We start from the raw sequence: 13176 nt of genomic DNA on the forward strand, positions 1-13176 counted from the left end.
GCAGTGAACAAAAGTTCTTTTTTGAAGCTTTATCAATTTAAAACTTTAATCAATGACAAAAAAGCGGGAGTCTCCCCCGCTTTTTTCCTTAATACCAATTATTAGCTTCCCAAAAACTTTTAGCTATCACCCAAGAACCGTAACGCTGGATTACATAAGCATCCGCCGTACGCTCTTGGTTTTCAGGAGAAAGATCCCCCTCTAAATATGTCAGCATTAACTGATATCTGCCATAGTGAGCACCACTAACGGAATACACATCATATAAACCTCTTGACTCATGATAAGCAATCCATTCTTTAGCGTGTAACTCAGCTGGGTCAGTCACCGTTGCATAAATTGCTTCTGACATATCAGGACCAATCGGATTGGCAGCTAAACGGGCTTGCTCGGCTGCTAAGCGTTCTTCTTCTGAACGCATTTCTGCTAAAAGTGTTGCTAACAGTTCTTGATTCCCTGCATATTGACGTTTCAATTCTTCAATTTGTGTCAAATACGCTTGTGATTTAGCTGACAACATTTCGCGATCAACAGCCAAATTATTTTGAGTTGTAATTGCTTCATTTTGCAAAATTTCTAAAGCACTTTGCTCGCTATTTAAATCTTGAATCTTCTGTGAATCCGCTTCTTGCAATAGACTCATTACATAGAAACGATTTATAAATTCGGTGATGCTTTCGGATTCCATTAAAGCTTGTAAATCCCACTGACTAGCACTGTTCACTTGAATCGCTCGCATTCGCTCCCCTAGCAAATTTTTCCGAGCATCAATATTACTTTGTGTTGCGCTAATTTCGCTTTCAATTGTCATTAATCGCTGTTGATTTTCATCAATCCGATTAGATAACTCTTCAATCTCCCCGAAAGTCAATTCAGATTGCGTGACCGCTTCTTCCATCTGAACTGATATATCTTGACTTTGATTGGTTAGCTGTGTTTCTTGTTGGACTAACTCATCCAAAGTTTCAGCTGTTACAATTATACTTTTTACAAAATAACCAAAAAGTAACACCACCAGCAGAAAGAACCCTTTCTTTCCTTTCATCTAGCACCTCTCATCTTTAACTAAAAAAACAATTTAACCGACCAACGCTTATTATTATACAAGTTTAATTGACGATAGTGTTTTCAAATAGATTACAGTTTATTACAAAAAAGTGAGATATATTAAGAAATGACTGATAAATTAACGTTTTCCAAGCTTTTTATCCAAAAATAGCCATTTTTAAACCAAAACACTTTATGCAGTTTATTCATTTTAAAGCTTACACGCTTATTTTAGCGCTTATCTTTTTTCCATAAGGGCAAAGTTATATTCTCATAAGTCAGCGGATCTAAATTAGTTACAGTAATTCCTAAGAGGCGAATGCCTTTTTCCAGACCTAAAACTTCTTCCCAAATCAAACTGGCTTCAGAAAAAATCTTTTCTTTTTGATAAAGATAGTCTTTTAAAGTATGGCGTTTCGTGATTGTTGTAAAATCAGTATAGCGGACTTTTAAAACGACGGTCTTACCATGCTTTTGTTCTTTCATCAAAGAGTTAGCCACTCGTTCTGCTAATAGACGCAATTGACTTAAAACTTCATCTTCTGTATTTAGAACCTTTCCATAAGTATGCTCTTTACCAACAGATTTACGATCTCGTTCAATATTAACTGGCGAAAGATGAATCCCCCGGACTTTTCGATATAAAGAATAGCCCATTTTGCCAAAGCGCCGAATTAATTCCATTTCGGAGATTTCATATAAATCGCCACCAGTAAAAATCCCCAACTCGTGCATTTTAGGAACAGTTTTTTTACCAATACCATGAAATTTTTCGATTGGCAACTTTTTTAAAAAAGCTTCTGCTTCTTCAGGCACAATGCAAGTTAAGCCTTTAGGTTTTTCAAAATCCGAAGCCAATTTTGCTAAAAATTTATTATAGCTGACACCAGCGGAACAAGTTAGATGAAGTTCCTGCCAAATATCATATTGAATCAAGCGAGCAATTTTAATCGCCGAGCTGCTACCAATTTTATTTTCGGTAACATCTAAATAAGCTTCATCAATTGAAACTGGTTCAACCAAATCAGTATAACGATGAAAGATTTGCCGGACTTGCGTGGAAATAGCTTGATATTTTTGCCGGTCACCATCTTTAAAAATAGCTTTAGGACATAACTCGTAAGCCTTCTGAGCACTCATCGCTGAATGAATACCGTATTGGCGAGCAATATAATTGGCTGTCGTAACCACCCCACGACCACCCGTATCGCTAGGATGACGAGCAATCACTAATGGTTTCCCCACTAAACTAGGATCATCTCGTTCTTCCACCGAAGCAAAAAAAGCATCCATATCAATATGAATAATCTTGCGAGAGGTATCATTAGTTAAAGGAAATTGTAAGTCTACCATCTGCTCACCTCTTCACTACCAAAAAATTATTACTCTCTATTATACATCGAACAAGCGTTCTTTTCCAGTTTTTAGCATTAACTAGTTATATATCCTTATTTTAACACTAGTTAAGAAATAATTAATAAACAGTTAAGCCGCTATTTAAATTTGTTTGACAAAATAAATTTAGCAAGTTAAGGTTAATTTTGATATGAAGACAAGGAGCATTTATGGAAAATATTATAGCCATTCAGCAATTATCCAAAAAATTTGGTAACACGCAGGCACTAACAAATATTGATTTGAATATTAAGCAAGGTGAGATTTACGGTTTAATCGGTCGCAACGGTGCCGGAAAAACTACCTTATTAAAAACAATCGCTGGTCTTTTACCTACTACAGCTGGTCATATTCATTTATTCAATCAACCTGCTTCACCCGCAACTTTAAAACGCGTAGGCTGCTTAGTTGAAACACCAACGGCTTTTAATGAACTGACAGCCAGCCAAAATCTTCATTATTATTGTAAACTTTGGGGGCTTATTGATAAAAATCTAGTTGCAGAAACATTACAATTAGTTGATTTAACAGCTGACTCTAAAAAGAAATTCAAAGATTTCTCTTTGGGAATGAAGCAAAAACTTGGTTTAGCAATTGCTCTTTTAAAGAAACCGGACTTATTGCTCTTAGATGAACCGACTAACGGCCTTGACCCAATGGCAATTGTTACTTTCCGAAAACTAATATTAAAACTCAATCAAGAAAAAAACATGACTATTTTAATTTCTAGTCATGTTTTAGATGAACTTTTTCATGTTGCAACCCGCTTTGGTTTTATTAATGAAGGCCAAATTTTTCAAGAAATCTCAAAAAACGAATTTATTGAAGCCAGCCAAGAATTAATTCAGCTCCAAGTGAATGATATTGCTAAAGCCACCACTGTTTTGCAAACAATTGGAATCAACAATTATAAAGTTATTTCTGAAAATCAAATTTATATTTATGATTTACAACTAGCTACAGCTGATATTAATCATGCTTTAGTCATAGCTGGTGTTAAGGTGGCAGAAATTTATAAAGAAGGGCAAACCTTGGAAGATTACTTTAAAGAATTAATGAATTTATTAGGGGGCGAAAAATAAATGCTCAATATGTTACGTGCGGAAAGTTATCGTTTAATTCATAGTCGTTCTTTTTGGTTAAGCCAACTCATGTTAATTATTTTAAACTGGTTTTATTTATTTAATGCTGCTAGTTTTTATATCACAATTAATTCAAGTAAGCCGGTTGAACTTCTCAATCCAATTAGCGGTGTAGATGCATTACAAAATTCCATTAGTAGTGCTAATTTTCTCAATCTATTCCCTTTATTCCTTTTAGTCATTGGCACCGATTTTACTAAAGGGACTTTAAAAAATATTTTAGTAAGTGATTTTTCTCGCAAGAAAATCTTTTATACTAAATTTTTAGTTTTTAGTATTTTTGCCTTTTTACAATTAGCACTACTGGAAATTACTAATTTACTAATAGTCACTTTAAGATATGGTTTTGGAAAAATGACGATGACCTTTTTCAGCCAGCATTTATTAGCTTTTATCCATCAATGGTGGCTTTTAATAGCAATTTTTTCTTTCGCATATTTATTATTAATTATCAGTAAAAGTCGTGTAACTACTATTCTTTTGACCCTTGTACTTTTTCTATTTTTAGCTCTGGCAACAAGAATTACTCAAAATTCATTTTTGACTTATTTTGATTTTGCTGGCAATATCCAATTGGCAGCAAAAAATACTAATGAAAAATATCTAATAGCAGCTGGTTTTATTATCGTTACCAGCCTGTTAGCCAGCCGAATTTTCCAGAAACAAAATAACTAAAAAACAGTCCCTGCAACTTTTCAGATTGCCGGGGCTGTTTTCATAATTTTTCAAAAATAATCTTCACTTCAAATATTTCCTCAGCTACTGAAATTTCCATCTTTCCTTGTAGCTTAGTGACTAATTCTTGAATTATATATAGGCCTAAGCCAGAATTTTGGCTTTTACGGGATAAATCTTCTGTGTAAAACCGCTCCGTTAAACGGCTAGGCTCCATGATTGGTTGTAACAACTGATTTTTAGCAATCAATTGAATCCCACCTTGTTGCTCTTGTTGTAAAATCACTTCACCAGGCCCAACGCCATGAAGCAACATATTTCCTAATAAATTTTGAACAATGCGTGTCAAAGCATTTTTATCAGCAATCATCGTAAGACCTGGCTGAATAGTTGGTAGCAATTCAAATTCTTCTGCTACAAAAGCTTCATACATGGCTAATAGCGCCTCTTCTACTACATTCGTAACTGAAACTTGTTCCAGTTCAAAAACATAACGACCTTCACTTAAACGATTATAATCTAGCAACAACTCTAATCGCTCCTCTACCTGAGTTAAGTTAGTTACAACCTTTTTCAACAATTCTTTTTGTTGATAAGCATCAACTTCTTGCTCCTCTAAAAACTGCGTGTACCCCATCGCCACCGTTAAAGGTGTTCGTAAATCGTGCGAAATATTATTAATCGCTTGATCTAATTCCTTTTTTGAAGCCGTCACTGCTTGTTGTAGTTGCTTTTTTTCACGCAAAAGCTGATTGGTTTCTTGAACTAAATTTTTTAAAAAAGGATTATTAGATTTCATTTGCAACTCTTGATTGGTTTGCTGATTACCAATTGAAGTTAATTGTTGCTTTAATGAACGAATGTCAATTAATAAATAAGTTAAATATGAAACAACGATTATTAGCAGTAAACCACAAATAAGGATCATTTTACAGTCCACCTTTTTCAGCAAGCCTAATTCCAATACCCCAAACTGTGTCAATATAAGCTTCTTCTTCATCCAAAGCTTTTATTTTTTTTCGCAAATTACTAATATGCACATTAATGGTATTTTCATCTCCATAATAAGGCTCTTGCCAAATTTCTTGATATAAGGCTTCTTTCGTGTACACCCGTTTAGGATGGGCAATTAATAATTGTAAAATTTCAAATTCTTTACGTTTTAATAATAATCGTTGCCCCTGACAACTAATCTGAAAAGAATCAGGATGAAGTGTCAAATTTTTAAAAGTTATCGTAGTTGGTTGATCAATATCTTTTGCAACAACGCTACTTCTTAATTGTACAACGATTCGAGCCTGTAACTCATTAATATCAAAAGGCTTCGTGATATAATCATTGGCGCCAGCTAACAACAACTTGGTAATTTCACTTTTTTCACTTACTGCGGTTAACATAATCACGGGTATATTGGAAAGCTTACGAATTTCCTTTAAAACTTCTTCTCCCGTTTTACCTGGTAACATGCGATCCAATAAAACCAAATCAAAAGTATCTGACTGAAATTGTAATAAACCTTCTGTACCAGAAAAAGCTGCTACCACCTGATAATCTAGCTGTAAAAATTGGCATAACATTTCATTAACATCATTATTATCTTCTACAATTAAAATTTTCTTTTTCATCATTTATTATCCCTTTTATAAATATTTAATTGTTAACTCAAAAAATTATAATTCATGATACGCTTGGTAAACGGCTTGTTTTTTCAAATTATGCTTTTTAGCAATTTCTTTAATCGCGACTTTAGGTGAAGTTCCTTGTTGCACTAATGTTTCCACTTGCGCTTTTAAATCTACTGCCTCGATTTCTTCAGAGTCAACTGTCACATCATCTGCTTCAGAAAAACCAGCAACTAATAAACAGCACTCACCTTTTAGCTCATTTTCCGCTAAATAATCCGTTAACTCTGCCAAACTACCTCTTAAATATTCTTCATGAATTTTCGTCAACTCACGACAAATTACAGCTTGGCGACTGCCGCCAAAAACTTCTTGCATCACAGTAACCGTATTTTTCATACGATAAGGGGATTCATAAAAAATACTGGTCTGTAAATCTTGAACCAATGGTTGTAAAAAAGCGACTTGCTCTTTCTTTTTTCGTGGTAAAAAACCATAAAAAGTAAAAGGTTGCGGATTTAAGCCAGAAGCAATTAAAGCTGTTACGCCAGCTGTTGGTCCCGGTAAAGCCACCACATTGATTTCTGCTTGAATACAAGCTTTAACTAATTCATGACCGGGATCGCTAATGGAAGGCATGCCAGCATCACTCACTTGAGCGATTGACTGCCCTGCATTTAATAGCTCTAACAACTGGGGAATCCGCTCACGATAATTATGCTCATGTAAACTTTTCTGAGAAGTGCTGATTTCATAATGATTTAACAATTTTTGCGTATTACGAGTATCTTCACTGGCAATTAAAGCGACCTCTTTTAAAATTTTGACGCTGCGAAAAGTCATATCTTCTAAATTGCCAATTGGTGTAGGCACTAAATATAAAATTCCTTTTACTTGATTCCCACTAAAACTTTTTTGTTTTAACAAACCCTCACATCCTATCTTAAAAAGAAAACTGGAACAGCTAGCCCTTTGCAAAGAGGCAAGTTCCAGTTTTATCAATACCTATTTTACTTATCAATTAGACTTAAGCAAAAAAGACAAGGACTATCTTTTTCGCGGCGGGTACCATAATAATCATAACAAACATGGAACCCTTCTTCATAAATTTTTTCTAAATTTTTACGGGCTTGGGAAGGCGGGGCATTTTTTTTATCTTTAGTAGCCGCTTGTTCTTCTTGCGTAATCTCTCTTAGATGTTCCCGTAAACGCTGATTTTCCATCTCTAAAGTAGCATTTTTTTCAACGACTTGTTGGAAAACTTCTTTCATTTCTACCAACTCATCTAAGGTTTTCCGCAATTCGTTCTCTAAACAATTCAAGCCATCATATAATGAACGCTTATCCAAGGTCATCCCCCACTTTAGCTGTTACTTGTTTCAATTCTTCATGCGTATATTCTACTGGCGTTTCTCGACCTACCAGCCGAACCCGCACGACACGATTTAATAAATTCAAACCAATAACTTTCCCCTTACCATCAGGGGTTAAAATTTCTTTGCCGTAATCAGGTAATTCTTTTTTGGCAACTTTATATTCATCATTTTCATATTTCAAACAACACATTAAACGACTGCATAAACCTGAAATTTTTGTTGGATTTAATGACAAACCTTGATCTTTCGCCATTTTAATTGATACTGGTATAAAATCGCCTAAAAAAGTCGAGCAACATAGCTGGCGCCCACAAGGACCAATCCCACCTAAAAATTTCGCTTCATCACGAACACCTACTTGGCGTAACTCGATTCGCGTCCGGAAAATGCCGGCTAAATCTTTAACTAATTCACGAAAATCAATCCGACCATCTGCTGTAAAAGAAAAAACAATTTTACTACGGTCAAAAGTAAATTCCGCATGAATTAATTTCATATCTAGTTCATGAGCACGAATTCTTTCTTTAGCAATTTTAAAAGCATCCGCTGCCTCTTGCTGATTTTCGGCATCTCTTAGTAAATCATTTTCTGTTGCTTTTTGTAAAATCGGTTTTATTTCTTCAGGCAAGTCACTAGCGTCAATTTCAATTTTTGGAATTGCAACGGTTGCTAGATATCTCGCTTGCTGAGCTTCCACAAGTACGCGATCATTATATGTATACTCAGCTTTCCCAGGTGAATAATAATAGATGTGTCCAGCTGGACGATGACGAACACCTACAACTTCTACCATTCGAAAAAGCCTCCTCTTAATTTATATTTGAGTGTTCCAACCAAGAATTCTAATCGTCAACTGCTCCGTCACTCCTTGAAAAGCAACATTAGCAGCCAATTTTTGTTCTGCCTCTAAAATCAGATGCAGCTGTTGATTAATTTTGATAACTTCTTGCTTTTGATTTTTTTTAACTAGCTCTTGTAGATGCTGTTGAAAAAAATACATTAACAAGGTTAAAGCAATATTTTGACGTTCCTTATCAGGCAAGACTTTTAGCAATTTCTTTTGAATATAAACAAAGGCTTGCGGATCTTTTTTGCTTAAGTAATCAAACCATTGGCAGACAGACTCTTTAACTTCATTAAACCATTCCTTTTGCGAGATTTCAACTGCTTTCTCAAAGCTGTTGGTTAATGCTGTTAGAATTCCGGCATTTTGCGATGAAATGCCAGCTGCAACCAATTTTTTCTGCAAATTATCAGCAGAAAGTGCTTGAAAATGAATCACCTGACAACGTGATTGAATCGTTGGTAAAATTCGCCCTAAAGCTGCTGTTTCTAAAATCGCTAAAATCTTACCAGAAGGCTCTTCCAAAAATTTTAATAAACTATTGGCGGCACTACTATTCATTTTTTCAGCATCTTTTAAAATAAAAACTTTACTTTTAGACTCAAAACCACTTTTAGCAAATTCAGCTTGCAAATTACGAATCTGTTCCACTTTAATACTTTGCCCATCTGGTTCAACAATAATCACATCGGGATGAACACCTTCGGCAATTCGGCGACAGTTATTACAAGCTTCACAAGGTTGCCCTTCAGTTCCCTCAAGGCAAAAAAATGCCTGCGTCAGCCATAGAGCCACTTCATGTTTACCAGTGCCATTATCCCCTTCAAAAAGATAAGCATGAGCTAAGCGCTCATGCTTCAAACTGCGAAGAAGTTGCGTCAAAACAACTGGCTGAGTCTCAAAAAAAGTCGCTGATTCTTTCATAAACGCCTCCATGTTTTATTCGTCACTTCATTAATATTGATGGAACCCTTCAACTGGTAAAACAAAGACCGTTGAACCGCCCACTTCTACTTCAACTGGATAAGGAATTTGGCTATCCATTGATAAATCTAAAGTTACAGGTGTTGAAACAAATTGTTTTCTAGATTGACAAGTCTTTTTAATCAACTCTAAAGTTGCTTCTACTCTTTCATCATCAACCCCAATAATAAAGGTACTGTTGCCGGCTTTTAAGAAACCACCAGTTGAAGAAAGTTTCGTTGCACGAATATTAGCATCAATAAATTCATTAGCCAATCGATTGCTATCTTTATCTTGAACAATTGCTAAAATCAGTTTCATTTTCATTCATCCTTTCAAAGTAGATTCTTCAAAAATTAATAGCCGAAATATTCTGGATAGCGAGTTAAAATCGCTTGTAGTGAATCTTGAACAACTTGCTCAAGTGAAAAACGAGCATCTATTTTATAAATTCTCTCTGGATTACTTTCTGCCATTTTTAAGTAAGCATGACGGACCCGTTGATGAAACTCTAAACCTTCATTATCTAAACGATCCATTTGATTCATGCGATTTCTTCTGATTCTTTGCAAACCAGTATCTGAATCAATATCCAAATATAAAGTAAAATCCGGTTTTGTTCCTTCAGTTGCAAATTCGTTAATCTCAGCAATTGCCGGCATGCCAATTCGGCGCCCAGCACCTTGATAAGCTAACGAGCTATCAACAAAGCGGTCACATAAAACAATGCCACCTTCTGATAAAACAGGTAAGATTTTTTCAACTAAATGCTGTCTGCGAGCAGCCGCATATAATAACGCTTCTGTCCGTTCATCCATCGCTTCATTTCTTGGATCTAAAATGATTTTACGAATTTTTTCAGCAATCGCAATCCCCCCAGGTTCACGGGTTTTAACTAATTTTCTTTTGGCATTGATTTGTAACTTTGGATATAACTCATCCAGCACGCTGGTTTTTCCAGCTCCGTCTGGTCCTTCAATGGTGATAAATAATCCCTTCACAATAATCCTCCATCTATCTTCTACTAACTTCATTTTACTAGAAAAGTTCAAAAAAATGAACTAATATAACTGTATTCCTGCAAATTATAATTCGCGGCGACCTTCCACTGCTTTTAGCAGAGTAACTTCATCCGCATATTCAATATCGCTACCTACCGCTAAGCCATGAGCTAAGCGAGTTACTTTTATCCCCGCCGGCTTAATTAAGCGGGACAAATACATTGCTGTGGCTTCTCCGTCAGTCGTGGCATTGGTTGCAATAATTACTTCTTCAACGGCTTCATCATGCAAACGTTGCAGTAAGGAAGCAATATTTATATCCTCAGGACCAGTTCCTTCCATCGGTGACAAAACGCCATGAAGCACATGGTATAAACCGCGATACTCTCGCATTTTTTCCATTGACATGACATCTTTAGGTTCTTCAACTACTAAAATCGTTGAGCGATCCCGCGTGGTATCTTGACAAATTTCGCAAGGATCTTCTTCCGTAATATTGCCGCAAATACTGCAAAAATGAAGATCACGCTTCACACTTAATAAAGCCTTCGCAAAATCATTAACCACTTCTTCTTTCATATCAAGGGTATAAAAAGCCAGCCGCGTCGCTGTCTTTTGGCCAATTCCAGGTAATTTCATATAGCTATCAATCAATTTAGCAATTGGTTCAGGATAGTGCATAATCTGGCTCCTTACTCATATTAAGTTATTAATTTTTCAGTGAAAAATTAGTTTTAACTTCGTGTTGTATACCATTCAACTACTATGCTTAAATAAGTTAAACTGGCATTCTCGTTATAAATGAATTTATTTAAAATCCTGGCATGCCTTTTGTATATTTACCTAAAGTTGCTTCATTTTCTTCCGCAATTTTGGCTAAGGCATCATTGACTGCCATCAAGACTAAATCTTGAAGCATTTCTGGATCTTCTGGGTCAAGCAATTCTTCTTTGATTGTGATATCTTTCATTTTACGGTCGCCAGTAAATAAAACTGTTACTAAATCATTCGTAGCAACGCCCGTAAATTCTTTTTCGTTAAAAGCTTCTTGCTCTTTCACCATATCTTTTTGCATTTTTTGCATTTGTTTCATCATACCTTGCATATTTCCCATACCGCGCATCATCAGTTAATCATCCTTTACATCTTTAATTATTATTTTTTAATCATCAACGACAGTTACTAAATCACCAAAAATTTTCTGAGCTTCAGTAACTACATTGACTGTTTGCGTTTCTTCAGTTAGTTCTTCATTTTCTAGTTCTGCAATTTCTTGCGGTTGTTGTTTAGCAAAAGCCACATAGGCCTGCCGAACTTCCGGCCAAGCATCTTTAGCGATACATAAAATTGTCGGTGCATAGTCGGGAATCATTTTGCTCAAATTATTTTGTAACGCTAAAATTAGCGGTGCATCGTTCATAACCTTTTGGCAGACAATACCATAATCAAAAGCAATCAGCAAACGATTAGGCCCTGATGCCAATGGTTCGGTCGCCTTTAACATCGCGCGTTGCGTGACTGATAAAGTTTGTAATAAATCCATCCAAACTTGACGGACTTGTTGTAAATGATCTTTAGTCGCCTCTTGTAACACCTGAAAAACTTGTTCTTTCGGTACTCGTGGCCCAACATAACCCGTATTTTGCTTTTCAGCTTTAACCGGTGCTGCTTGATTTTGTTGAGGTTGACCGCTTTGCAACTGTTGAATGGCCTGTTGCAACTGTTGAACCTCTTGTTTTAAGGCTTGTAGCTCTTGGGAATCATTAGTTCTTGCTGGAATTGACTCAGTCCCTTGATTATTGCTTACAACTGCCAGCTTTTGCTTAGGTCCTTGAGTGGCTAATTTAACTGTTGCAACTTCTAAATAAATATTCGCATTATTGGTAAATCGCACTTCATTTTGCGTTTCATTTAATAAACGAATCCATTCATATAATAGGTCTGCTGGAATTTTTTCTGCCAGTTCTTTAAAAGTTTCGGTTAAATAGCCGACTTTTTCAGCTAAAAGCTTAGGAGCTTGCTGATACATTAATAAATCACGACAATGTAACAACATATCTTCTAAGAAACGTCGCGCTTCTTTACCTTCAGCTAAAATCTCTGCTAAATTCTCTAAAGCAGCTTCAGGCTCTCCTTGAAAACAATGTTGCAAATAGCTATCCATCATTTCATTGGTTAAACTACCGGTAACTTGCATAGCATTTTCTAAAGTAATCGTGCCTTCGCTATAAGAAATCGCCTGATCTAAAATACTCAAAGCATCCCGCATACCACCTTCAGCAGCTCTAGCAATCACTTGCAAAGCAGCTTCTTCATAAGGCAGCTGAATTTCTTTTAAAATATGAGCCAAATGATTGGCAATATCGCTAATCCCAATTCGCTTAAAATCAAAGCGTTGCGTACGAGAAATGATTGTTAAAGGAATTTTATGTGGTTCTGTTGTCGCTAAAATGAAAATCACTTGCTCTTTCGGTTCTTCCAAAGTTTTCAATAAAGCATTGAAAGCGCCCGTTGAAAGCATGTGGACTTCATCAATAATATATACTTTATAAGTTGCTTGCGTAGGAGCGTAATTGGCACGATCGCGAATAAAGCGAATTTCTTCCACGCCATTATTACTAGCTGCATCAATTTCAATTACATCTTCTTGTCGTCCTTCGGTAATTGAAAGACACATTTCACACTCGTTGCAAGGTTCCCCATCTTGACTGTTAGGGCAATTAATTGCTTTCGCAAAAATTTTAGCCGCACTAGTTTTACCCGTTCCTCTTGGTCCCGTAAATAAATATGCATGGGAGGTTTTATTTTGGATAATCGCATTTTTTAATGTCTGGGTAATCGCCCGCTGTCCCACTACATCTTCAAAACGCTGGGAACGCCACACACGATAAAGTGCCTGATATGCCATTTTATGCCTCCTAATATTATGGTATTAAAATTAGTCTGATTTTATTATTGTTAATTTAATAGCTTAAGCCTTAAAAAATCAGCTTTTAGTTGTTTAAAACGTAAAATTCACTATCTTTCATTATACGGGATTTTCAAGAAAAAAACTACAAATTTAGCAATGATTTTCTGTTAGCAAAAAAAAGCTAGTCTTTTTCAACAACT

15 protein-coding genes are annotated in these 13176 nt (G+C 35.7%); 2 read left to right on the plus strand and 13 right to left on the minus strand.

Features of this window, described 5'->3' with window-relative positions; genetic code table 11:
• Positions 1 to 88: 88 nt before the first annotated feature.
• Both M2139_RS08745 and dinB read right to left on the minus strand, forming a co-directional pair.
• Positions 89 to 1045, minus strand: a complete 957-nt coding sequence (locus tag M2139_RS08745) for a hypothetical protein (protein ID WP_280738474.1) — start codon at positions 1043 to 1045, stop codon at positions 89 to 91.
• A 233-nt stretch (positions 1046 to 1278) separates the two neighbouring features.
• Complete coding sequence (dinB, locus tag M2139_RS08750) at positions 1279 to 2400, minus strand: DNA polymerase IV (protein ID WP_280738473.1); 1122 nt, start codon at positions 2398 to 2400, stop codon at positions 1279 to 1281.
• 212 nt (positions 2401 to 2612) lie between these two features.
• Between dinB and M2139_RS08755 the strand changes: the two genes are divergently transcribed.
• Together M2139_RS08755 and M2139_RS08760 are read left to right on the plus strand one after the other, a co-directional pair.
• Entirely contained in the window at positions 2613 to 3524 is a 912-nt protein-coding gene (locus M2139_RS08755; RefSeq protein ID WP_280738472.1) for an ABC transporter ATP-binding protein, read from the plus strand.
• 69 nt (positions 3525 to 3593) lie between these two features.
• Positions 3594 to 4259, plus strand: coding sequence for a hypothetical protein (locus tag M2139_RS08760; protein ID WP_280738471.1), 666 nt, complete (start codon positions 3594 to 3596; stop codon positions 4257 to 4259).
• Between the two features lie 40 nt (positions 4260 to 4299).
• Here M2139_RS08760 and M2139_RS08765 read toward each other — a convergent pair whose 3' ends face one another.
• The 11 genes from M2139_RS08765 to dnaX all read right to left on the minus strand — a co-directional run bounded on the left by M2139_RS08765 (position 4300) and on the right by dnaX (position 12973).
• On the minus strand, positions 4300 to 5187 hold the full coding sequence (locus tag M2139_RS08765) for a HAMP domain-containing sensor histidine kinase (protein ID WP_280738470.1): 888 nt from the start codon (positions 5185 to 5187) through the stop codon (positions 4300 to 4302).
• Between the two features lies 1 nt (position 5188).
• Positions 5189 to 5884 (minus strand): response regulator transcription factor, encoded by a 696-nt coding sequence (locus M2139_RS08770; RefSeq protein WP_280738489.1) that lies wholly within the window; start codon positions 5882 to 5884, stop codon positions 5189 to 5191.
• A gap of 45 nt (positions 5885 to 5929) precedes the next feature.
• Positions 5930 to 6808 (minus strand): 16S rRNA (cytidine(1402)-2'-O)-methyltransferase, encoded by an 879-nt coding sequence (gene rsmI, locus M2139_RS08775; protein ID WP_280738469.1) that lies wholly within the window; start codon positions 6806 to 6808, stop codon positions 5930 to 5932.
• An 83-nt stretch (positions 6809 to 6891) separates the two neighbouring features.
• A complete protein-coding gene (locus M2139_RS08780; RefSeq protein WP_280738468.1) occupies positions 6892 to 7230 on the minus strand; it encodes a DNA replication initiation control protein YabA in 339 nt (112 codons plus the stop codon).
• Entirely contained in the window at positions 7223 to 8050 is an 828-nt protein-coding gene (locus tag M2139_RS08785) for a stage 0 sporulation family protein (RefSeq protein WP_280738467.1), read from the minus strand. The genes M2139_RS08780 and M2139_RS08785 overlap by 8 nt, the downstream gene beginning before the upstream one ends.
• Before the next feature lie 21 nt (positions 8051 to 8071).
• A complete protein-coding gene (gene holB / locus M2139_RS08790; RefSeq protein ID WP_280738466.1) occupies positions 8072 to 9025 on the minus strand; it encodes a DNA polymerase III subunit delta' in 954 nt (317 codons plus the stop codon).
• Positions 9026 to 9055: 30 nt separating this feature from the next.
• Positions 9056 to 9385 carry a cyclic-di-AMP receptor gene (locus M2139_RS08795; RefSeq protein ID WP_280738464.1) on the minus strand — a complete coding sequence of 110 codons (330 nt, stop codon included), beginning with the start codon at positions 9383 to 9385 and terminating at the stop codon, positions 9056 to 9058.
• 35 nt (positions 9386 to 9420) lie between these two features.
• Positions 9421 to 10065, minus strand: coding sequence for a dTMP kinase (tmk, locus tag M2139_RS08800; RefSeq protein WP_280738463.1), 645 nt, complete (start codon positions 10063 to 10065; stop codon positions 9421 to 9423).
• 84 nt (positions 10066 to 10149) lie between these two features.
• Positions 10150 to 10746, minus strand: a complete 597-nt coding sequence (gene recR / locus M2139_RS08805) for a recombination mediator RecR (protein WP_280738462.1) — start codon at positions 10744 to 10746, stop codon at positions 10150 to 10152.
• Positions 10747 to 10876: 130 nt separating this feature from the next.
• Positions 10877 to 11191, minus strand: a complete 315-nt coding sequence (locus M2139_RS08810; RefSeq protein ID WP_280738461.1) for a YbaB/EbfC family nucleoid-associated protein — start codon at positions 11189 to 11191, stop codon at positions 10877 to 10879.
• 36 nt (positions 11192 to 11227) lie between these two features.
• On the minus strand, positions 11228 to 12973 hold the full coding sequence (gene dnaX / locus M2139_RS08815) for a DNA polymerase III subunit gamma/tau (protein WP_280738460.1): 1746 nt from the start codon (positions 12971 to 12973) through the stop codon (positions 11228 to 11230).
• Positions 12974 to 13176: the final 203 nt, after the last annotated feature.

The organism is Enterococcus sp. PF1-24, from assembly GCF_029893325.1.
Classification (GTDB): Bacteria; Bacillota; Bacilli; order Lactobacillales; family Enterococcaceae; genus HY326.

Coding starts and splice junctions, on each gene's coding strand:
- M2139_RS08745 (WP_280738474.1), bottom strand. CDS start 1,045: ATGAAAGGAAAGAAAGGGTTCTTTCTGCTGGTGGTGTTACTTTTTGGT.
- dinB (WP_280738473.1), bottom strand. CDS start 2,400: ATGGTAGACTTACAATTTCCTTTAACTAATGATACCTCTCGCAAGATT.
- M2139_RS08755 (WP_280738472.1), top strand. CDS start 2,613: ATGGAAAATATTATAGCCATTCAGCAATTATCCAAAAAATTTGGTAAC.
- M2139_RS08760 (WP_280738471.1), top strand. CDS start 3,594: ATGTTAATTATTTTAAACTGGTTTTATTTATTTAATGCTGCTAGTTTT.
- M2139_RS08765 (WP_280738470.1), bottom strand. CDS start 5,187: ATGATCCTTATTTGTGGTTTACTGCTAATAATCGTTGTTTCATATTTA.
- M2139_RS08770 (WP_280738489.1), bottom strand. CDS start 5,884: ATGAAAAAGAAAATTTTAATTGTAGAAGATAATAATGATGTTAATGAA.
- M2139_RS08785 (WP_280738467.1), bottom strand. CDS start 8,050: ATGGTAGAAGTTGTAGGTGTTCGTCATCGTCCAGCTGGACACATCTAT.
- holB (WP_280738466.1), bottom strand. CDS start 9,025: ATGAAAGAATCAGCGACTTTTTTTGAGACTCAGCCAGTTGTTTTGACG.
- M2139_RS08795 (WP_280738464.1), bottom strand. CDS start 9,385: ATGAAACTGATTTTAGCAATTGTTCAAGATAAAGATAGCAATCGATTG.
- recR (WP_280738462.1), bottom strand. CDS start 10,746: ATGCACTATCCTGAACCAATTGCTAAATTGATTGATAGCTATATGAAA.
- M2139_RS08810 (WP_280738461.1), bottom strand. CDS start 11,191: ATGATGCGCGGTATGGGAAATATGCAAGGTATGATGAAACAAATGCAA.
- dnaX (WP_280738460.1), bottom strand. CDS start 12,973: ATGGCATATCAGGCACTTTATCGTGTGTGGCGTTCCCAGCGTTTTGAA.